The sequence below is a fragment of the Cedecea davisae DSM 4568 genome, assembly GCF_000412335.2.
GTDB lineage: Bacteria > Pseudomonadota > Gammaproteobacteria > Enterobacterales > Enterobacteriaceae > Cedecea > Cedecea davisae.
In genome coordinates this window covers 843616-864900 of record NZ_KE161030.1, presented here as the reverse complement: position 1 = coordinate 864900, position 21285 = coordinate 843616, and the positions used below count along the sequence as shown (strand labels likewise).

Here is a 21285-nt window from a genome sequence, read left to right as displayed (position 1 = left end):
GCAATCTCTGCGGGCGAGGGTATATCTGATTAGTTGTTGTAAGCGTTTTCGCCGTGGCTGTTCACATCCAGGCCTTCGCGCTCTTGCTCTTCCGGGACACGCAGGCCTACGGTCAGGTCGGCAATCTTGAAGGCAATGAAAGCGACTACGCCAGACCAAACGATGGTAATAGCAATGCTTTCCAGCTGAACCAGAAGCTGATGCCCCATGGTCACGCCTTCCGCATAACCCACGCCGCCCAGAGAAGTCGCCGCGAAGATGCCGGTCATGATGCAGCCGATGATGCCGCATACGCCATGCACACCGAACACGTCACAAGGGTCATCAACGTTGAGCCATTTTTTCAGGATGGTTACGCCCCACAGACCCGCCAGGCCGGTGACCAGGCCAATCAGCAGCGCGCCGCCAACGCCGACATAACCACAGGCCGGAGTGATGCCTACCAGCCCCGCGATAGCGCCGGAACAAGCCCCCAGCAGAGAAGGTTTGCCGCGCAGGGCCCACTCGCCGAATACCCAGGAGAGGATAGCTCCCGCCGTTGCAATCACGGTGTTAACGAATGCCAGAGCGGCGATTTCATTAGCGGCGCTTGCGGAACCGGCGTTAAAGCCAAACCAGCCGAAGTAAAGGATCGCAGTGCCAATAAACACCATCGGCAGGTTGTGGGGTTTAAATGCCTCTTTGCCGAAGCCAACGCGTTTGCCTACCAGGTAAGCCCCAACCAGACCGGCAACCGCGGCGTTAATGTGTACTACGGTGCCGCCGGCAAAGTCCAGCGCGCCGTGCGTTGCCAGGATACCGCCGCCCCAGACCATGTGCGCAATCGGCACGTAGGAAAGCGTCAGCCATACCGCAGCAAAGATAACCACCGCAGAGAAGCGGACGCGCTCGGACAGTGAGCCAACGACCAGCCCCACGGTGATACAGGCGAAGGAGCCCTGGAACGCGACGTGGATATACTGATAGAAGGTGCCCATTAAGGCTTTCAGCGGAATGTTTTTCAGCATCACCCAGTCAAAGTTGCCGAAGAAGTTATTCCCGGTGCCGAATGCCAGGCTGTAGCCGTAAAGAACCCACAGCACGCATACCAGCGCGAAGGTCACGGAGATTTGCGTCAGCATCGACAGCACGTTCTTGGAACGGATCAGGCCGCCGTAAAACAGCGCCAGGCCCGGGATGGTCATAAACAGTACCAGCGCGGTGCTGATCATCATAAAAGCGTTATCGGCTTTGTCCGCAACGGCAGGCGCCGCATCCGCAGCCAGGGCGAGAGAAGGCAGAAGCGCCAGCCCGCCGAAACCAAGAAGTGAAGCTAATTTTTTCATTTTTCCCATCCCAATCAAGGCTTGCCAGCAGTTACAGAGCGGCTTCGTCGGCTTCGCCGGTGCGAATACGAATAACGCGTTGCAGTTCTGCAACGAAGATTTTGCCATCACCGATCTTGCCGGTGTAGGCGGCTTTGCTGATAACGTCGATGACTTCATCGAGCTGATCGTCAGCAATAGCGACATCAATTTTTACTTTAGGCAGGAAGTTGACGCTGTACTCGGCGCCGCGGTAGAGCTCCGCATGACCTTTCTGGCGACCGAAGCCTTTAACCTCGGTAACGGTCAGCCCCTGAATGCCGATTGAAGAGAGCGCTTCACGCACGTCTTCAAGCTTGAACGGTTTGATTACCACGGTTACCAGCTTCATAAATTCTCTCCACTCAGAATTAGGTTGTTACCTGCACACAAAGAGCAAAGCAAAGCCCATGCCAGGAATAAAAATCGCGCTTTTTTCAGCAAATTTTCAGGTTTCTGGCGGTATTCAGAGGGGTGGATTCAGGAAGGAAAAGAGATGAGAGAATCGCAAAAAGAAAAAACGCACCACTGCGGTGCAGGATGCGTTTTTCTTTTGCACCAACCCAGTGAGAGGCTGGTTTTAAACGGGCTTAATGCGTGATTGTGGTGCATCAGGCAGTCAGCGTTTCCTCCTGGGCTGCGGCGGCAAGTTCCTCCCCGGCCAGCTGCAACTGGTACATTTGCCAATAGCGGCCCTGCTGCGCCAGCAATTCGCCGTGCGTTCCGCGCTCCACGGCCTGGCCGCGGTGCAGCACCAGAATGGTGTCAGCGTCGGTAATAGTCGACAGCCGGTGGGCGATAACGACAAGCGTTGTATGCTGGCGAACCGCAGCCAGCGCTCGCTGAATCGCCTGCTCTGTACCCGAGTCGATATTAGCCGTCGCTTCGTCAAGGATAAGGATCTGCGGCGCTTCCACCAGCACGCGTGCCAGCGCTAATAGCTGCTTCTGCCCGACGGACAGGTTGTTGCCCTGCTCGCCCAGACGGGTATGAATACCTTCCGGCAGCGCACGAGCCAGCTCGGCAAGCTGCACGGTTTCCAGAGCCTGCCACACCGCTTCTTCGCTGATGTCACGGCCAAGCGTTACGTTGGCGAAGAACGAATCGGCCATCACCACCGGATCCTGCTGCACCATCGCGACGCCGCGGCGCAGCGCTTCGTGGCTCAGAGAGTCGAGCGGCCGCCCGTCGAGGCGAATTTCGCCTTTAGTCAGCGGGTAGTAGCCCATAAGCAGATTGGCGAGGGTGCTTTTCCCGCTGCCGGTATGCCCGACCAGCGCCACAAAGCTGCGGGAAGGCACATCGAGGCTAATATCCTGAAGCACCAGCCGGTCTCCGCGATAGGCAAACGAGACATCATCCACTTCAATATGGCCGCTTGCCAGAGGGCGATTGTCGTTGCCGTAGTCCTGGCGTTTGCCGTCCATCAGCTCGAACACCCGCTCGCCGGCCACTACCGCCTGCTGCAGAATAGACTGCTGGGTGGTGAGCTCGATAAGCGGCTCGTTCAGGCGGCCAAGATAGTTGATAAACGCGTACAGCACGCCGACTTCGATAGTGCCGACCGAAGTAAAACCAAACAGCATCAGCAGGCCGCAAAGGATAGCCGCCGAGAACAGGCTAAGCAGCGGCCTTAGCAGCCAGCCGTCCAGCCTTAACGTCTGCATGCGCGCCAGATAATGCGAGCGGCTCGCCTGCCCCATCCGCTCGCCAAAACGAGCCTGCTGGCGGAACTGCTGGATAACGCTCATGCCGTTAATCACTTCGTTAAAGCCGTCGTTGATATCCGCCAGGTAGCCGCGCACGCGACGCACAATTGGCGTGCTGTAACGCTGGTAGATAAACATCACGATGATCACCGCCGGGAAGATAGTTATCGCCACCAGCGCCATACGCCAGTCGAGGCTGAACATCGCCACCAGCATTGCGCCAATCAGAGCCGCGCTGCGCAAGACCGTCGCGACCACGGTCACGTAGAGGTCACGAATGACTTCGGTGTCGTTGGTCACGCGGGAGATAAGCTGCCCGACGGGCTGGGTGTCAAACGCGCTCAGCGGCTGGCGCAGCGCGGCATCCATCACGTCGGTACGCAATTTCTGCACCACGCCCACCGCCGCCCTGTTAAAGAGCAGCGCCTGAAGGTAGTGCAGCCCGGCGGCCGTAATTGAAAGCAGGATATAGGCCGTTGCCAGCCCGGCGGCAAGCCCGAGCGGCATCTGTTTCTTCGCCACCAGGTTATCAATAAAATAGCTGACCAGCACCGGGCCGCAGACTTCTGCCGCGGCCGCCACCCACAGCATCAGCATCGCCCCCGCTAAAGGTTTGCGCCATGGAGAACCATAAGCCAGCAGGCGTTTAATGGTAGGCCACTGCTGTTTACGCTTCATCAACGCTCTCCTTTGCTGCTTCCTGCTCCGGGGCTTCATCCAGCGCGGCTTCCAGTTGCTGATAGCGGTACATATCGCGATACCAGCCGGGTTGAGACGCCAGTTTTTCATGGCTGCCGCGCTGGGCGACATGCCCGTGCTGCATCACCAGAATTTCGCTGGCTTCGGTCAGGGCAGACAGGCGGTGCGCGCTGATGATTACCGTGCGGTGTTCGCCCCACTGGCGCAGGTTATGAAGAATCTGGTGCTCGGTGCGCCCGTCCACTGCGGAAAGCGCATCGTCGAGGATCAGGATCTCCGCATCCAACAGCAGCGCGCGGGCAATAGAAATACGCTGTTTTTGGCCGCCGGAGAGCATTACGCCCCGCTCGCCGACTTCGGTTTCGTATCCCTGAGGCAGGCGCAGGATATCTTCATGCACGCTCGCAAGGCGGGCCACATGCTCAATTTCCTGCTGCGTAGCGCCGGGCTTGCCGAGCGCAATATTGCTGGCAACGGTATCGGAAAACAGGAACGGCGTCTGGTTTACAATGGCCAGGCGGCTGCGCCAGCCGTCGATTTTCAGCGCGGTCAGCGGCATATCGTGGAAGCGAATATCGCCGTCCTCAACGTCAAAATGACGCTGGATCAGCGACAGAATGGTGCTTTTCCCGGAACCGGTAGGCCCGCACAGGCCAAGCATCTCACCCGGCTTAAGGGTAAAGCTTATGTTCTGCAACGTCGGCTGCGCGGTTTGCGGATAATGGAACTGACGGATATTCGCCACCAGCTCGGCGCGCCCTTCAGGCAGCATTTTGTCTCCGTCCACCACGCCAGGCTCTTCTTCCAGCATCGCACGTATGCGGCTATAGGCGGCGCTGCCGCGTTCGACAATGTTAAACATCCATGCCAGAGCCAGCATCGGCCAAATCATCAGGCCGAGATACATTACAAAACTGGTGAGTTGCCCAAGGGTCAGGCTCCCTTCGATAACCATCCAGCTTCCGCCGCCAATCGCCAGCAGGTTGGCTGCGCCGATAGCGACATAAATCGTCGGGTCAAAGCGTGCGTCAATTCGCGCCACACGCATGTTTTTCGCCCCTGCATCCTGCGCCTCGGCGGCAAACAGCGCCGACTGGCGATCCTCAAGACCAAACGCCTTGATCATGCGAATGCTAGTCATGCTTTCCTGAGTGCGATCGTTAAGCGCAGAGAAAGCGGCCTGAGCCACCTTGAACCTGTCGTGCAGGCGCGCGCCGTCACGTTTTATCACCACCGCCATAATTGGCATCGGCAGCAGCGCCAGCAGGGTCAGTTGCCAGCTGATTTGGGTCGACATGACAATAAGTACCGCCAGCCCCATCACCAGCGAGTCCACCAGCGTCAGCACCCCTTCCCCGGCGGCAAACACTACGCGATCCACATCGTTGGTGGCGCGCGCCATCAGGTCGCCGGTGCGGTGACGCAGGTAAAATTCAGGATGGTGGCGGCTAAGCTGACGGTAGTAGTTTTCCCGCAGCTCAACGGCCAGCTGGTAGGATGCCCCAAAAAGCAGCACGCGCCAGACGTAGCGCACGACATAAACCACCACGGCAATAGCCAGCATTACGCCTATCCACATCAGCACCTGCTGAGAAGAGAGGGTATGCTGCGTCACGCCATCCACAATCACGCCAACCAGTTTTGGCGGCACCAGTTGCAGAATAGCGATAATAATGAGCAAGGCCACCGCACCGAGATAGCGTCGCCACTCGCGGGTGAAATACCAGCTTAATTGAGCAAATAATCGCACGAAGTTTACGTCCTGAAATGCAGTCTGCCGACCCAGAGTAAAAGAGTGAAAAGCTTTAGCGTTCCGCTAATGGCGAACTCATAAAGTTATGGGTAAAGCCGTGGTGTATTTTATCTGTTCCATGGCAAAACTCGAAGTGACATCGCTTAATCCCGGGATGCCGTTGACCAGGCGCTTATAAAAATCGTCATAGCGTTTCATATCCGCCACCTGAACCCGAATCAAATAGTCATATTCGCCTGCCATACGCCAGAAGCCGAGCACTTCGGGCATCGCCTCCACCACCGAGACAAACTTGCAGTACCAGTCGCTGCTGTGCTGCTGGGTTTTAATCAGCACAAAAGCGGTTAGCCCAAGCCCCAGTTTTTCCGGGTCAAGCAGCGCAACTTTGCCGCGAATATAACCTTCATCTTCCAGCCGTTTTAGTCGCTTCCAGCACGGCGTGGTGGTCAGATTAACGGCATCTGCCAGCGCCTGCAAAGAAAGGGTGCAGTCCTGTTGCAGCATGGACAGCAGTATACGGTCAATTTTATCTATCACAGCGACACCCGGGAGAAATATTTTCTCTAATGGAAGCGTTAAAAAGGCAAAATGGCAACTTTTTTATCCTCCATTTGCATTACGCTAAGCACAAATTGATAAACGAGTATTTGCCATGACTAACACCTGGGTTAACCACGCTATCAGCGAAATCAACGCCGACTATCAACGCTCTGCGGATACTCATCTTATTCGCCTGGCTTTGCCGGGGTTCCCCGGTATTCAGCTCTACCTGAAAGACGAAAGCACCCATCCAACCGGCAGTCTCAAGCACCGTCTGGCGCGCTCGCTGTTTCTGTACGGGCTGTGTAACGGCTGGATCAAAGAAGGCACCACCATTATAGAAGCCTCCTCCGGCTCAACGGCGGTATCTGAAGCCTACTTTGCTCGTCTGATTGGCCTGCCGTTTATCGCGGTAATGCCCGCGAGCACGGCAAAACGTAAAATAGAGCAGATTGAATTTTATGGCGGCCGCTGCCACTTCGTGGAGAGCGCCTGTGAAATCTATGCGGCCTCGGAAATGCTTGCCCGCGAACTGAACGGCCACTATATGGATCAGTTCACCTACGCCGAGCGTGCAACCGACTGGCGCGGGAATAACAATATTGCCGACAGCATTTTCCGCCAGATGACCCACGAGCCGCATCCGGTCCCGGACTACATCGTCATGAGCGCCGGAACCGGCGGGACTTCCGCAACCATTGGCCGCTATCTGCGCTTCCAGGGTCATGACACAAAACTGGTCGTAGTCGACCCTCAGAATTCGGTGTTTCTTGACTACTGGCAGCAGCGCGACTGCGGCCTGAAAAGCGAGGTGGGCAGCAAAATTGAAGGCATTGGCCGCCCGCGCTGCGAGCCTTCGTTTATCCCGGATGTGATCGACGAGATGATGCGCGTGCCGGATGCCGCAAGTGTTGCCACCATGCAGTGGCTGGAGTCGCAGCTGGGCCGCAAAGTTGGCGCTTCAACCGGCACCAATATGTGGGGCGTACTACAGCTGGCGGCAAGAATGCGTGAAGAAGGCCGCAGCGGCTCAATTGTGACCCTGCTTTGCGACAGCGGAGAGCGCTATCTTGAGACCTACTACAACGCGGAGTGGGTGAAGGCCAATATCGGGGATTTAACACCGTGGTCGGCTGAGATTAGTCAGCTCATCAAATGAATACACTAAATAATTCGAGTTGCAGCCAGGCAGCAAGGGAGTAAATCCCCGGGAGCTTACTTGAGTAAGTGACTGGGGTGCGGGAGCGCAGCTAACGCCGCTGCGGCTTGAAGTATGACGGGTATAAAAAAACCGGGCTTACTATGCCCGGTGCCGTAATGTCTCAGAATTCGGGGGAATAAGTGAGATGTGGAGTGTCCAGCCAGTGCGTCAAATAGTGCGAGACCGCCTGGTTACGGCAATGGCCAATAACCGGCAGATGAGGTAAATCCTCTTTTAGCTGCGCCATGGCATTGCCCATTATCAGGCCGTGCCCTACCGCCGACAGCATTTCGCGGTCGTTCATCGCGTCGCCAAATGCCATGCAATCTTTCATCGTTAGACCTAAGTGCGCGCTCAGAACGCCGAGCGCCGCGCCTTTATTACTGCCCACCGGCAGCACTTCCAGACAGTCCACCGCAGAGAAGCAGAGGAATGCTTTGTCGCCTAAGGCTTCATTTAGCTGAATACGCAGACGACGCAAATCGTCATGGTCTCCGCAGAAGCAAATCTTGGTCACCTGGTAAGAAGGCAAGGTGCGCAGATCAACGATATGTGGCCGGAAGCCGCTGTAAACGTGAGCATGCAGCAGTTCCGGTATTTCCTGCCCGGTCAGCCAGCCGGAATCATTAAAAGCGTGAATGCTCGCCTCGGTTTCCCAGTGCCCGTGGAGCACGATTTCTGCCGCCTCGGGAGAGAGATCGTTACGGTGCATCAACTCGCCTTCCATGCTGTGAATGCGCGTGCCGTTGCCGGTTATCAGGAAGGCATCAAGATCCAATGTCCCGAGAATATGGCGCATCTCCAGCACATGGCGACCCGTCGCAAATGCCAGGGTCATCTCACGCTCTTCGCGCAGGCGTTTCAGCGTATTAAGGGTTGCTTCCCCAAGATGATGGTCGGGCAGCAGCAGCGTGCCGTCCATATCAAATGCAGCCAGACGAGCCATGGTTACTCCAAAGGTTTAGCGGGACCAAAAAAGTATCTCCTGGAATATACGGAACTAATAGTGAATACTTGGGGAAAAATGTTCCGGGTTTTATATGCGACTTCTGAATCGACTCAATCAGTTTCAGCGTTTATGGCAGCCCTCCGGCGGACAGCCGCAGCAGGTGACGGTCGCCGAGCTGGCCGGGCGCTGCTTTTGTAGCGAACGCCACGTCCGCACGTTGCTCAACCAGCTACAGGATGCGGGCTGGCTTAGCTGGCACTCGCAGTCCGGGCGCGGCAAGCGCGGTGAGCTGACTTTCCTGGTTTCACCGCAGAGCGTCCGCTCCGGCATGATGGAGCAGGTGCTGGATAAAGGTCAGCATCAGAATGCCCTGGAACTGGCCCAGCTGGCACCTGAACAGCTGCGCCAGCTGCTACAGCCGTTTTTGGGCGGGCAGTGGCAAAACGATGTTCCCACCCTGCGCATCCCCTATTACCGCCCGCTTGAGCCGGTGCAGCCGGGATTCCTGCCGGGCCGCGCGGAACAGCATCTTGCCGGGCAGGTTTTTGCGGGCCTGACCCGATTTACCCGGGAAAGCGCACAGCCTCAGCCCGACCTTGCTCACCACTGGCAGGTGTCCGGCAACGGCCTGTGCTGGGACTTTTTTATTCGCTCGACGTTGTACTGGCATAACGGCGAGCCGGTAGAAACCTACCAGCTACAGCAGAGGCTTCTGATGCTGCTTGAGCAGCCTGCTTTGCGGCGGCTATTTATCAGCGTGAAGGGGATTGAATTGCCCCACGCGCAATGCCTGCGCTTTGTTCTTCACCGCCCGGATTACTGGCTGGCACACCGGCTTGCCAGCTATTGCAGCCGACTTGCCCACCCGCAGGATACGCAGCTTGGCTGCGGACCGTTCCGCATTGCCAGCTTTAAAGAAAGCCTGGTGCGGCTTGAAAGCTTTGAAAGCTACCACCTGCGCCACCCGTTGCTAAAAGCCATTGAATACTGGATAACCCCGCAGCTGTTTGAAACCACTCTCGGCACCAGCTGCCTTCACCCGGTGCAGATAGCGATTGGCCAGCAGGATGAGCTGGAAAACCTGCGCCCGGTCAGCAGCAGTATTAGCCTTGGGTTCTGCTATCTGGCGATTAAACCGGAGGGGCGGCTTAACGCCGGGCAGGCCAGAACTATCATGCAAATTGTGCGCGAGCCGGAAATGATAGCCACCCTGCCGCTCAACAGCGCCCTGATCACGCCCAACACAGAAATGATCCCCGGCTGGCAAATCCCCGACTGGGAGCAGCATCAGGCGGTTAAATTACCCGAGAAGCTCACGCTGGTTTACCATTTGCCGGTAGAACTTCACGCTATGGCACAGCAGCTTAAGCGCTACCTTGCGGAGCGCGGCTGCGAGCTTACCGTCATTTTCCACGATGCAAAAACCTGGGCTGGCTGCCAGCATCTGGCCGAAGCGGATATGGTAATGGGCGACCGGCTGATTGGCGAAGCGCCGGAGTACACGCTGGAGCAGTGGCTGCGCAGCGACGTGCTTTGGCCTAACCTGCTTAACGCCAGCCGCTACGCTCACCTCCAGGCGACGCTGGATGCGGTGCAGGTTTATATCCGCGAACCGGAGCGCTACGACGGCCTGAAAGAGGTCTTTCATGGCCTGATGCGCGACGCCATCGTGACGCCGCTGTTTAATTACCGCTACCAGATTAGCGCTCCGCCCGGCGTCAACGGCATTGAGCTGAACGCCTGGGGCTGGTTCGATTTTAGCGAAGCCTGGCTGCCGCCTCCGGGAATGGCATGAAGAAGCTGGTTCGTGTCGTACAGGGGCGTTACCATAGCGCCCTTCCGGATAACTCTTGTGAATGACAGGATAAATAATGAAACGTACAGTCGTGGTTTTCAGCGGCGGGCAGGACTCCACCACCTGCCTGATTCAGGCATTACAGCAATATGATGAAGTGCACTGCGTAACGTTTGATTATGGCCAGCGCCATCGCGCGGAGATTGACGTTGCCCAAAAACTGGCATTGAAACTGGGCGCCCGTGCCCACAAAGTGCTGGATGTCACCTTGCTGAATGAACTGGCGGTTAGCAGCCTGACCCGGGACAGCATTCCAGTGCCGGGCTACAACCCTCATGATGACGGTATTCCAAGCACCTTCGTGCCGGGGCGTAACATCCTGTTCCTGACGCTGGCGGCTATTTACGCGTACCAGGTTGAAGCCGAGTCCGTAATAACCGGCGTGTGTGAAACCGATTTTTCCGGCTACCCGGACTGCCGAGACGAATTTGTGAAGGCGCTAAACCATGCGGTAAGCCTCGGCATGGCGCGGGACATTCGCTTTGAAACGCCGCTGATGTGGCTGGATAAAGCAGAAACCTGGGCGCTGGCGGACTACTGGCAGCACCTGGAAACCATTCGCCACGAAACGCTGACCTGCTACAACGGCATTCAGGGCGACGGCTGCGGCGAATGTGCGGCCTGTAATCTGCGCGCCAATGGCCTTAACCACTACCAGGCGAACAAGCCTGCGGTGATGGCGGCAATGAAGCAAAAAACCGGCCTGAAATAAGCGTAACGGGCGTGGTTAATGCCACGCCCTGCATGCCTAGCCCATTATCTGCTCAAGCTGCTCGCGCAGTTCCCCTTCAAGCGGTAGCGCCTTCTGCGTTTTTAAGTCGATGCAGACGAAAGTCAGCAGCGCGTCGGCAACGGCTTCACCTTCCGGCTCCAGCGTCACGACCTGGCTGAGCACGCCGCTTTTCCCGTTCAACTGTTGCAGCTTGCTGTCAATGCGCAGCAGGTCGCCCAACACCGCCGGGCGGCGGTAGCTGATATTGATATTCACCACGATAAAAGCGATGTTGCGCGCCGTCATCCACTGAAAGCCGGTGGTCTTTTCCAGCCACTCCCAGCGGGCCTCTTCCAGGAACTCAAGATAGCGGGCGTTGTTAACATGTTGGTAGACATCCATATGATATCCACGAACTTTGATATGTGTTTGCATAGCGCGAAACCCTTGTACTTTCTTTGTTGTAATAAGGTGAGGTAAACGAGGCCATACCCGAAACAACTGGTATGACCTCTAACTCAGCGTAGCAAACTTTTCCCTTCAGGTGGAAGCGTGAGCACGTAAACTCAAAGTTTTATGCGACCCAGATTACGCTCTACCAGCGAAGCGCCAATTCCAGGCACTTCCTGAAGCTGATCCAGCGTTTTAAAAGGCCCGAACTCGGTGCGATAACTGACGATGGCCTGCGCCTTCTTAAGGCCGACCCCATTCATGCTGCTGGCAAGCTCCTCCGCCGAGGCACGGTTGATGCTGACCAGCGTCTCCGCCTGCGCGCCCGGTTTAGCCGCCGCAGCCGTTTTAGTGGATGGTTGAGTAGATGAAGCCTGAGGTGAGTCCGCTTTTTCCGGCGCGGCCTGTACGGAAGTAAAACCCGCCAGTCCCGCGAGAGCGAGAGAAAAATAGAGCGCTTTGATTCCTGATGTCATGCTGTGTCCTCCATGTATGTTGACAGCGAGGCCACCCTACAAGAGCGAAGAAACAGCAACAAACGTCAATATTCAAAAATGGAAAAGGCCGCGAAAGCGGCCTTTGGGAATTACACTGCGTTGCAAAAATTTGCGAGCATTACTGCTGTTGGTCGATAATATCGCCCAGTTTGATCTTCGCTTCTTTACGCAGGTTGGACATCAAAGCTTCGAAGGCAATTTGTGCGTTGTTCTGGGTGATGCCCTGAACCATCGCTTTCTTCTGCTCTTCCGGCATTGAGCCCGCTTTCACTTCGTCCAGAGACAGCAGCACCACGTTGCCCTGCATATCGTTGGCTACGCCATAGCTCGGCTTGTCTTTAGCCGGCAGAGGCAGCGCAAACGCAGCCTGGCTGACAGGATCCTGACCGGTGCGGCTCAGGGTTTTAGCCTCGCCGAAGCTCAGGCCAGCGGCCTTCATTTCGTCAGTGCCTTTACCCTGTTTCAGAGCGGTGAGCAGTTTGTCGGCGTCCAGCTTAGCCTGCTGCTCGGCTTTCTGCTGCTTAACCGCAGCGATAACCTGGTCACGAACTTCAGCCAGCGGTTTAACCGCCTCGGCTTTATGTTCGGTCACGCGCAGCACGAAGGCGCGGTCGCCGTCCACGGTGATGATGTCAGAGTTGCTGCCTGGCGTGCCGTTTTCGCCTACCAGACCGCCGCTAAAGATAGCATCGGCAACCGGCTTGAAGTTCAGCTCGGCAGGCAGGTTATCGTGACCAAACCAGCCGGTTTCAACCGCCTTCACGCCCGCAACTTTCTCTGCACCTGCCAGAGATTCGTTTTCGTTGCTTGCCGCATCGCTTACCTTCTGCTGTAGCGCATAATAAGCATCAACCGCTTTTTCCTGCTTCACTTTATCAACGATGCTGGCGCGCACTTCTGCCAGTGGTTTTTCAACCGCCGGCTGAATGTCGTCCAGGCGCACAATCAGGAAGCCAACGGAAGATTTAACCACGCCGGAAAGCTGGCCTTTGTCCTTCAGCCCGGCGTTTTTCAGTTCGTCCGGAGTGGTGGAAGCTTCCAGCCAGCCCATGTCGCCGCCGTTACGCGCGGAGATAATGTCGGCAGACTTCGCTTTAGCCAGTGCGGCAAAGTCACCGCCTTTGCTCAGCTCGTCGAGAATCGCTTTGGCTTCATCTTCGGTTTTGGTCTGGATAACGCTGTAGCGGTTACGCTGCGGCTGGGTAAATTCGTCTTTATGCTGGTCATAGTAAGACTGAATATCCGCGTCGCTGGCATCTTCCTGCATAGAGGCAGCGTCCAGCTTGATGTAGCTGACCTTAAACTGCTCAGGCGTGATGTAGCGGTTTTTATTCTGCTCGTAGTTAGCGTTGATTTCCTGCTCGGAGGCTTCCTGCTTCGCAGCCAGGGCCTGAACGTTAATCGTTGCCTGACGAACCACGCGCTGCTGGGAAACCAGCGCCGCCAGCTCGTCGGTTTCGCCGGTGAGCATAAAGTCGGTTCCAACTACGGCTTTGATCAGCTGGTCGGTGGTGAGCTGGTTGCGCAGCGCCTGAGCGTACTGGTCAGCCGTCATCCCCATATTGCCGATTATCGCGTTATAGCGGGCGTTATCGAATTTACCGTTATTCTGGAAGGCAGGCTGGCTAAAGATAGCCATTTTGACCTGTTCGTCGCTGATAGCGAGGCCGAGATGTTTGGCGTACTGGTCAAGCAGCGACTCGTCAATCAGCTGGTTAAGCACCTGCTGGCGCATCTGCTTCATGTAGCCTTCGTTGGCCGCAAGCTCAGAGAACTGATCGCCCAGTTGCTGCTGCTGGCGGTTACGCTCGTTAGCAACGGCGTTCTCGAACTGGCCGCGACCGATCTCCTGGCCATTTACTTTTGCGGCATAATTATTGTTACCGCCAGTCAGGTAGCTACCCACGCCAGTCAGAACGAATGACAAGATAATCAAACCCAGAATGATCTTGAGCACGACGTGGTTAGCCGCCGCTCGTAAATTGTCCATCATGGTGTAACAACACTCCGCTGTAGTATGACTTGGTAAACCTGCGCAGGCGCTAAGCTGGCATCCTTAGAAACTCGAGCTGCCCACTGCTGCGCGCAAAGGCGTATTGTGACAAGAAACCCGCTGCAAATCATCAACAGCGAGTAAAATTCAGCTTCAGGCAATAAAAAAGGCACATCAAACGATGCGCCCCTGCGATACCTGACACCATATACCCCAGCCAATCGGGGCTAATAAATCAGTTAACAGCGTCTTTCAGCGCCTTACCAGCACGGAAGCCTGGTACTTTTGCTGCGGCGATGGTGATTTCTTTGCCGGTTTGAGGGTTACGGCCGGTACGGGCTGCACGCTCTTTAACCGCAAAAGTACCAAAACCTACCAGTGCTACGTCTTCTCCGGCCTGCAGAGATTCAGTAACAGAAGCAATAACAGCATCTAATGCACGTCCAGCCGCGGCTTTAGAAATATCAGCACCTGCGGCAATTTTGTCTATCAGTTGAGATTTATTCACTCTTCTCTTCCTCTCTTTATAATTTATATCGCACCTGATGTCCCTCAGAGTGCGACCGCGCAGCAGTTATAACAGGCTCGTCATGCCCTTACAACAGGAGTTGTGGGGGATAAGCTTAAGCCAGCAACTAAATTAGCGACACAAAAAAAAGCTGGCAAGTGACAATTCACCTACCAGCCCCTATTTTATTGACTGTATTTGCGTCAGGTCACTATTTTGCGGTTACAACCTGCATTCCGTAAGGCTCATTCTGCAATGCGAGGGTCAGAACCTCTTCGATACGCTTCACAGGATGAATCGTCAGATCGGCAATGACGTTGTCCGGGATCTCTTCCAGATCGCGTTTATTGTCGTCCGGGATAAGCACGGTTTTGATACCGCCGCGGTGAGCTGCCAGCAGTTTCTCTTTCAGGCCGCCAATCGGCAGAACCTGGCCACGCAGGGTAATTTCACCGGTCATCGCCACGTCAGCGCGAACCGGGTTACCCGTCAGGCAAGAAACCAGCGCGGTACACATTGCGATACCGGCACTTGGGCCATCCTTCGGCGTAGCGCCTTCCGGGACGTGAACGTGAATGTCGCGTTTCTCGTAGAAGTCGCCGTTGATGCCCAGCTTCTCGGCACGAGCGCGCACCACGGTCAGCGCGGCCTGGATAGACTCCTGCATCACTTCACCCAGCGAGCCGGTGTAGGTCAGTTTACCTTTACCCGGTACGCAGGCGGTTTCGATGGTCAGCAGGTCGCCGCCCACTTCGGTCCATGCAAGGCCAGTCACCTGCCCTACGCGGTTTTCGCTGTCGGCGCGACCGTAATCAAAGCGCTGTACCCCGAGGAAGTCCTTCAGGTTGTCGCCGTTGATTTCGATGTGCTTGAGCGTTTTATCCAGCAGCAGCTGTTTCACCGCTTTACGGCACAGTTTCGAGATTTCACGCTCCAGGCTACGCACGCCCGCTTCACGGGTGTAATAGCGAATGATGCCGCTAATCGCGCTGTCATCCACCGTCAGCTCGCCTTTTTTCAGCGCATTACGCTCAATCTGCTTCGGCAGCAGGTGCTGTTTGGCAATGTTCAGTTTTTCATCTTCGGTATAACCGGACAGACGAATCACTTCCATACGGTCCAGCAGCGGTGCCGGGATGTTCATGGAGTTAGAGGTCGCCACAAACATCACGTCGCTGAGGTCGTAATCCACTTCCAGATAGTGGTCGTTAAACGCCACGTTCTGTTCTGGATCAAGCACCTCCAGCAAAGCAGATGCCGGGTCGCCGCGCATGTCAGACGACATTTTGTCGATTTCATCCAGCAGGAACAGCGGGTTTTTAACCCCGACTTTCGCCATCTTCTGAATCAGTTTACCCGGCATTGAGCCGATGTAAGTCCGGCGGTGACCGCGAATTTCCGCTTCGTCACGCACGCCGCCCAGCGCCATACGAATGTATTTGCGACCGGTCGCTTTTGCGATGGACTGACCCAGAGAGGTTTTACCCACCCCCGGCGGCCCTACCAGGCACAGAATTGGGCCTTTCAGTTTGTTAACGCGGCTTTGAACTGCAAGATACTCAAGGATGCGATCTTTAACGCGTTCGAGGCCGTAGTGGTCGGTATCAAGGATTTCCTGCGCCTGACGCAGATCTTTTTTGACCTTGCTGCGGGCGTTCCACGGAACCTGAACCATCCAGTCGATGTAGCCGCGAACCACGGTTGCTTCCGCGGACATCGGCGACATCATTTTCAGCTTTTGCAGCTCGGCTTCGGTTTTCTCGCGCGCTTCTTTCGGCATTTTCGCCGCATCAATTTTGCGTTTCAGCGCTTCGTTTTCGTCCGGCGCGTCGTCCATCTCGCCAAGTTCTTTCTGAATGGCTTTCATTTGCTCGTTCAGATAGTACTCACGCTGGCTTTTTTCCATCTGCTTTTTGACGCGGTTGCGAATGCGTTTCTCAACCTGCAGCAGATCGATTTCCGACTCCATCATCGCCATCAGGTATTCAAGACGCTCGTTGATATCGGACATTTCCAGCACTGACTGCTTGTCCGAAAGTTTGAGCGGCATATGCGCGGCGATGGTGTCGGCCAGACGTGCAGGATCGTCAATGCTATTGAGCGACGTCAGCACTTCCGGCGGGATCTTTTTGTTCAGTTTGATATAGCCTTCAAACTGATTAATTGCGGTGCGTACCAGCACTTCCTGCTCGCGCTCTTCAATCGCCGGCGAGTTCAGGTACTCTGCCTGGGCAGAGAAGTGGTCGCCGTTGTCAGAAAGCGCGGTGATACGAGCACGCTGCAGGCCTTCGACCAGCACTTTTACCGTGCCGTCAGGCAGTTTCAGCATCTGCAAAATAGACGCGACGGTGCCTACCGTGAACAGGTCGTTAACACCCGGCTCATCCGTCGAAGCCTCTTTCTGCGCCACCAGCATGATTTTTTTATCATGGTCCATCGCAGCTTCCAGGCAGCGAATGGATTTTTCACGCCCGACAAACAGTGGGATAACCATGTGCGGATAAACCACCACATCGCGCAACGGCAATACGGGGATTTCAATGCGTTCAGAACGCTCAGGATTCATAGAGCTCTCTCTTAGTTTAATGTCCGCCAGGTGATTAGGTGAACGCTTCAGCTCCACCAATAAGTAAATCAGTATATGGGGATGTTTCCCGCACATTCAACGGCAGGAATGACGGAAAAATAAATGGGGGATAAAATCCCCCATTTTTTTATTAACTGACTGGTTATTCTGGCGAATTATTCACCGGATGCCTGCTGGGCTTCCGGCTTGCCGTAAATTAATAGCGGCTTGGACTGGCCGGCAATGACGGACTCGTCAATCACCACTTTTTCCACGTCATCCATGGACGGCAAGTCATACATGGTGTCCAGCAGCGCGCCTTCAACGATGGAACGCAGGCCGCGAGCGCCGGTTTTACGGATCATCGCTTTTTTGGCAATCGCGTCCAGCGCTTCGTCGCGGAACTCCAGCTCAACGCCTTCAAGATTGAACAATGCCTGATACTGTTTGGTCAGGGCATTTTTCGGCTCTTTCAGGATCTGGATCAGCGCGTCTTCGCTCAGCTCGCTCAGGGTTGCCACAACCGGCAGACGACCGATGAACTCAGGAATAAGACCGAATTTGATCAAATCTTCCGGCTCCACCTGGCCCAGCAGCTGGCCTTCGCTGGCTTTTTCGGACTTCGCTTTTACCGTTGCGCCAAAACCAATGCCGGAGCCGGTTTCAACGCGGTTAGCGATGACTTTATCAAGGCCTGCAAATGCGCCGCCGCAGATAAACAGGATCTTGGAGGTATCAACCTGCAGGAATTCCTGCTGCGGATGCTTACGCCCACCCTGCGGTGGAACGGCAGCCACGGTGCCTTCAATCAGCTTCAGCAGCGCCTGCTGTACGCCTTCACCGGACACGTCGCGGGTGATAGACGGGTTGTCAGATTTGCGGGAGATTTTGTCAATCTCATCGATATAAACGATGCCGCGCTGTGCTTTCTGCACATCGTAGTCGCATTTCTGCAGCAGTTTCTGAATGATGTTTTCAACGTCTTCACCCACGTAACCGGCTTCGGTCAGCGTGGTAGCATCGGCCATGGTAAAAGGTACATCCAGCAGGCGAGCCAGGGTTTCCGCCAGCAGCGTTTTGCCGCTACCGGTTGGGCCAATCAGCAGGATGTTACTTTTACCCAGCTCAACGCCGTTGGCGCTGTCGCTGTTGCGCAGACGCTTGTAGTGGTTGTAAACCGCAACGGCCAGCACTTTCTTGGCCTGCTCCTGCCCGATAACATAGTCATCAAGGTGGTTGCGGATTTCATGCGGAGTTGGCAGCGCACTGCGTTCGCGGTGCGGTGCAACTTCTTTAATCTCTTCGCGAATGATGTCGTTACATAAATCGACACACTCATCGCAGATATACACTGACGGCCCGGCAATCAGCTTACGCACTTCATGCTGGCTTTTGCCGCAAAAAGAGCAGTACAGCAGTTTGCCTGAACCGTCTTTGCGCTTATCTGTCATCAGTAAAACCTCTTCTCTGTTTCTTTATGCTACCACCGGCAGCACAAGTGCCATTCTACGGCGCAGCCGATATTGAAGCATCAGTTCGGGCCGCTACATTCACTATCACTATAGTATAACGGCCCGCAGCTTCGGGCATTAGTTACGGTGAGTCAGGATCGAATCGACTAAACCATACTCTACCGCCTCGCTGGCGGAGAGGAAACGATCGCGCTCGGTGTCTTTCTCGATTTGATCGAGTGATTTGCCGGTATGTTCAGCCATCAGCTCATTCATGCGCGCTTTCACTTTCAGGATTTCACGGGCGTGGATTTCGATATCCGTCGCCTGGCCCTGATAACCGCCCAGCGGCTGGTGAATCATTACGCGGGAGTTAGGCAGGCAGAAACGCTTACCTTTAGCCCCGGCGGTCAGCAGGAACGCGCCCATTGAACAGGCCTGGCCCATACAAATGGTGCTCACATCCGGCTTGATAAATTTCATGGTGTCGTAAATCGACATCCCGGCGGTAATTACGCCACCCGGTGAGTTAATGTAGAGATAGATATCTTTCTCCGGGTTTTCTGCTTCCAGAAACAGCATCTGCGCCACAATCAGGTTAGCCATATGATCTTCTACCTGACCGGTCAGGAAGATGACGCGTTCCTTGAGCAGACGGGAGTAGATATCGTATGAACGTTCGCCGCGGGATGTTTGCTCAACAACCATCGGCACCAGGGCCATATGGGGTGCTAATTGATCTCGTTCGCCACTGTATGACATGTCCGTCTCCTGGAGTAATTTTGCCTACTGTACTGATTCTACTTGAGACGCAGGATATTGACTATGTTCCTTGCGCCGATTCTGGACGGAGTCAGTCAGGGATTGTTAATGGAACCTCACCCGAGTTATGGGGATGATTTGCCCTGTTTCAAGCATAACAACCTTTTCTTGATACGCTAACCCTGCAAAGGTGATTTATTGATGGCTTATCGTGTGGTTTAGCGATAAAAAAAAGCCCGCCACCTGAAGGTGACGGGCCTGATGCTTCAGTTTTTGGCTAACTTGCCAAAATCAGGCTTACGCCTGCTGGTTCATCAGCTCGCTGAAGCTGGTGGCTTTTTCAGACACTTTAGCTTTAGACAGAACCGCTTCAACAGCCTGCTCTTCCAGAGCCACGTTACGCATGTTGTCCATCAGCTCTTTGTTTTTGCTGTAGAACTCGATGACTTCAGTCGGATCTTCGTAGGCAGAAGCCATTTCTTCGATCAGACCTTTAACGCGGTCTTCGTCAGCTTTCAGCTCGTGGGTACGAATCACTTCACCCAGCAGCAGACCAACCACTACGCGGCGTTTAGCCTGCTCTTCGAACAGCTCACGAGGCAGCTCCAGAGCCTGCTTCTCGTTACCGCCGAAGCGCTGTGCAGCCTGGCGACGCAGAACGTCGATTTCGCTGTCGATCAGCGCAGCTGGAACGTCGATGTTGTTGGCGTTAACCAGACCGTCGATTGCCTGAGACTTAATGCGGTTACGCACTGCGCCTTTCAGCTCGCGATCCATGTTTTTACGCACTTCGGTGCGCAGGCCAGCAACGGAGCCATCTTCAACGCCGAAACGTTTGATGAACTCTTCGGTGAATTCCGGCAGTTCGCGCTCTTCAACTTTCTTCAGAACGATGTCGAACTTGGCTGCTTTACCTTTCAGGTTTTCAGCGTGGTAATCTTCCGGGAAGGTCACTTCGATAGTGAACTCTTCGCCAGCTTTGTGGCCAACGATACCGTCTTCAAAGCCCGGGATCATGCGGCCCTGGCCCATTGCCAGCACGAAGTCAGAGGCTTTGCCGCCTTCGAACACTTCGCCGTCAACGGAACCGGTGAAATCGATGGTTACGCGATCTTCTGCAGTCGCAGCCGCTTCGCTTTCTTTCCAGGTCGCCTGCTGCTTACGCAGGGTGTCCAGCATCGCGTCAACGTCTTCGTCAGTCACGTCAACAACCGGTTTTTCAACTTCGATTGCTTCCAGACCCTGCAGCTCAACTTCCGGGTACACTTCGAACTCTACGGAGTAGGTGAAGTCTTCGCCCAGTTTGTATTCGCCCGGAACGTAGTTCGGTGCGCCAGCCGGATTGATCTTCTCTTTGATGATCGCATCAATGAAGTTGCGGCTCATCAGCTCGCCCAGCACGTCCTGACGAACGGAAGCACCGTAGCGCTGCTCAACGACGGTCATCGGCACTTTGCCTTTACGGAAGCCGTCAATACGAACTTTTTTTGCCACGTTGACCAGCTCGCTTTTTACAGCGGTTTCGATGCTGTCTGCAGCGATAGTAATCGTGAGACGGCGGCCAAGGCCCTGAGTGGTTTCAACTGAAACTTGCATCTTGTTACCTCAAAAAATCACAGTGCTCGGTCAACTCCGGAAGCCCAGATGGCTTCACAGAACCAGGATGTTCTCTGAATCAGAAACACATTCCTTGTCGTCAGAATCATCCCGAAGACATTCCGAAAAATAAGACGCAGCATTATAGCGGCATCGCTGGGGTGAGTCGAGAACGGCAATAGCGCGCGGCTGCGGCCTTTTTCACACTTCTCTGTCATTTATTCTTTTTTGCCTGCCCCTGCCGGGGTGCCGGACAAAACAAAACGGCCCGCAGGCCGTTTTTTTAAAACGCAGTATACATACCGCAACATAACGGAAAAGTTCCCTTAGTTGCAAACGCTTAGCGGTAAATCAGGCGATGCTGCCTGCTCCGCGACAGTTCGGCGAGGCAAACACCGTATCCTGCAGCCCCTCCCACTCTTTAATGGTGTAGGTATGCAGCGCAAGGGCGTGCACCGGGCCTGCCAGCTCTTCGCTTAATGTGCCATAAATCATACGATGCCGGTTTAAAAAGCGCTCGCCAACAAAGCGATCGCTAACCAGAACCACTTTAAAATGGCTTTCGGAGCCCGCCGGAACGTTGTGACGATAGCTTTCATCCACGACTTCCAGGTACGCGGGGGTAAATGCGGCTTTTAACTTCTCTTCTATCTGCTCGCGTATCAGCATGAACTTTCTCCTCGACAACGTAGAGATGCCAC

Annotated in this window: 18 protein-coding genes; 3 read left to right on the top strand and 15 right to left on the bottom strand. The window is 55.2% G+C overall.

Going from position 1 to position 21285, the window contains the following annotated elements:
• Window positions 1–29: 29 nt before the first annotated feature.
• From amtB to HMPREF0201_RS04045, 5 genes are all read right to left on the bottom strand, one after another.
• On the bottom strand, window positions 30–1325 hold the full coding sequence (gene amtB / locus HMPREF0201_RS04065) for an ammonium transporter AmtB (RefSeq protein WP_039899120.1): 1296 nt from the start codon (window positions 1323–1325) through the stop codon (window positions 30–32).
• Between the two features lie 31 nt (window positions 1326–1356).
• A complete protein-coding gene (gene glnK, locus HMPREF0201_RS04060) occupies window positions 1357–1695 on the bottom strand; it encodes a P-II family nitrogen regulator (protein WP_002891893.1) in 339 nt (112 codons plus the stop codon).
• A 259-nt stretch (window positions 1696–1954) separates the two neighbouring features.
• Entirely contained in the window at window positions 1955–3730 is a 1776-nt protein-coding gene (locus HMPREF0201_RS04055) for a SmdB family multidrug efflux ABC transporter permease/ATP-binding protein (RefSeq protein WP_016535205.1), read from the bottom strand.
• A complete protein-coding gene (locus HMPREF0201_RS04050) occupies window positions 3720–5501 on the bottom strand; it encodes a SmdA family multidrug ABC transporter permease/ATP-binding protein (protein WP_039897973.1) in 1782 nt (593 codons plus the stop codon). The genes HMPREF0201_RS04055 and HMPREF0201_RS04050 overlap by 11 nt, the downstream gene beginning before the upstream one ends.
• 78 nt (window positions 5502–5579) lie before the next feature.
• Window positions 5580–6041: an Lrp/AsnC family transcriptional regulator gene (locus HMPREF0201_RS04045; RefSeq protein WP_016535203.1), complete on the bottom strand. Its 462-nt coding sequence runs from the start codon at window positions 6039–6041 to the stop codon at window positions 5580–5582.
• A 115-nt stretch (window positions 6042–6156) separates the two neighbouring features.
• Between HMPREF0201_RS04045 and HMPREF0201_RS04040 the strand changes: the two genes are divergently transcribed.
• Complete coding sequence (locus tag HMPREF0201_RS04040) at window positions 6157–7203, top strand: PLP-dependent cysteine synthase family protein (RefSeq protein WP_016535202.1); 1047 nt, start codon at window positions 6157–6159, stop codon at window positions 7201–7203.
• A 163-nt stretch (window positions 7204–7366) separates the two neighbouring features.
• On the opposite strand, the gene cof is transcribed toward HMPREF0201_RS04040, so the two are convergent.
• The gene (cof, locus tag HMPREF0201_RS04035; protein WP_016535201.1) at window positions 7367–8191 is read right to left on the bottom strand and encodes an HMP-PP phosphatase; all 825 of its coding nucleotides are present in this window, start codon (window positions 8189–8191) and stop codon (window positions 7367–7369) included.
• 94 nt (window positions 8192–8285) lie between these two features.
• On the opposite strand from cof, the gene HMPREF0201_RS04030 reads away from it, so the two are divergent.
• Together HMPREF0201_RS04030 and queC are read left to right on the top strand one after the other, a co-directional pair.
• On the top strand, window positions 8286–9989 hold the full coding sequence (locus HMPREF0201_RS04030; RefSeq protein WP_016535200.1) for an SgrR family transcriptional regulator: 1704 nt from the start codon (window positions 8286–8288) through the stop codon (window positions 9987–9989).
• 76 nt (window positions 9990–10065) lie between these two features.
• Entirely contained in the window at window positions 10066–10761 is a 696-nt protein-coding gene (queC, locus tag HMPREF0201_RS04025) for a 7-cyano-7-deazaguanine synthase QueC (RefSeq protein ID WP_016535199.1), read from the top strand.
• Between the two features lie 36 nt (window positions 10762–10797).
• Here queC and HMPREF0201_RS04020 read toward each other — a convergent pair whose 3' ends face one another.
• The 9 genes from HMPREF0201_RS04020 to bolA all read right to left on the bottom strand — a co-directional run bounded on the left by HMPREF0201_RS04020 (window position 10798) and on the right by bolA (window position 21253).
• The gene (locus HMPREF0201_RS04020) at window positions 10798–11196 is read right to left on the bottom strand and encodes a YbgC/FadM family acyl-CoA thioesterase (protein WP_039897972.1); all 399 of its coding nucleotides are present in this window, start codon (window positions 11194–11196) and stop codon (window positions 10798–10800) included.
• A 131-nt stretch (window positions 11197–11327) separates the two neighbouring features.
• Window positions 11328–11687 (bottom strand): ComEA family DNA-binding protein, encoded by a 360-nt coding sequence (locus HMPREF0201_RS04015; RefSeq protein WP_016535197.1) that lies wholly within the window; start codon window positions 11685–11687, stop codon window positions 11328–11330.
• Window positions 11688–11826: 139 nt separating this feature from the next.
• Window positions 11827–13701: a peptidylprolyl isomerase gene (ppiD, locus tag HMPREF0201_RS04010; RefSeq protein WP_016535195.1), complete on the bottom strand. Its 1875-nt coding sequence runs from the start codon at window positions 13699–13701 to the stop codon at window positions 11827–11829.
• Between the two features lie 235 nt (window positions 13702–13936).
• Window positions 13937–14209: a nucleoid-associated protein HU-beta gene (gene hupB / locus HMPREF0201_RS04005; RefSeq protein WP_016535194.1), complete on the bottom strand. Its 273-nt coding sequence runs from the start codon at window positions 14207–14209 to the stop codon at window positions 13937–13939.
• Window positions 14210–14420: 211 nt separating this feature from the next.
• On the bottom strand, window positions 14421–16775 hold the full coding sequence (gene lon / locus HMPREF0201_RS04000; RefSeq protein ID WP_039897971.1) for an endopeptidase La: 2355 nt from the start codon (window positions 16773–16775) through the stop codon (window positions 14421–14423).
• Window positions 16776–16951: 176 nt separating this feature from the next.
• Window positions 16952–18226 (bottom strand): ATP-dependent protease ATP-binding subunit ClpX, encoded by a 1275-nt coding sequence (gene clpX, locus HMPREF0201_RS03995; RefSeq protein WP_016535192.1) that lies wholly within the window; start codon window positions 18224–18226, stop codon window positions 16952–16954.
• Window positions 18227–18364: 138 nt separating this feature from the next.
• Complete coding sequence (gene clpP / locus HMPREF0201_RS03990) at window positions 18365–18988, bottom strand: ATP-dependent Clp endopeptidase proteolytic subunit ClpP (protein ID WP_039897970.1); 624 nt, start codon at window positions 18986–18988, stop codon at window positions 18365–18367.
• A gap of 297 nt (window positions 18989–19285) precedes the next feature.
• Window positions 19286–20584, bottom strand: coding sequence for a trigger factor (gene tig / locus HMPREF0201_RS03985; protein ID WP_016535190.1), 1299 nt, complete (start codon window positions 20582–20584; stop codon window positions 19286–19288).
• Between the two features lie 351 nt (window positions 20585–20935).
• Entirely contained in the window at window positions 20936–21253 is a 318-nt protein-coding gene (gene bolA / locus HMPREF0201_RS03980; RefSeq protein WP_039897969.1) for a transcriptional regulator BolA, read from the bottom strand.
• Between the last annotated feature and the right edge of the window lie 32 nt (window positions 21254–21285).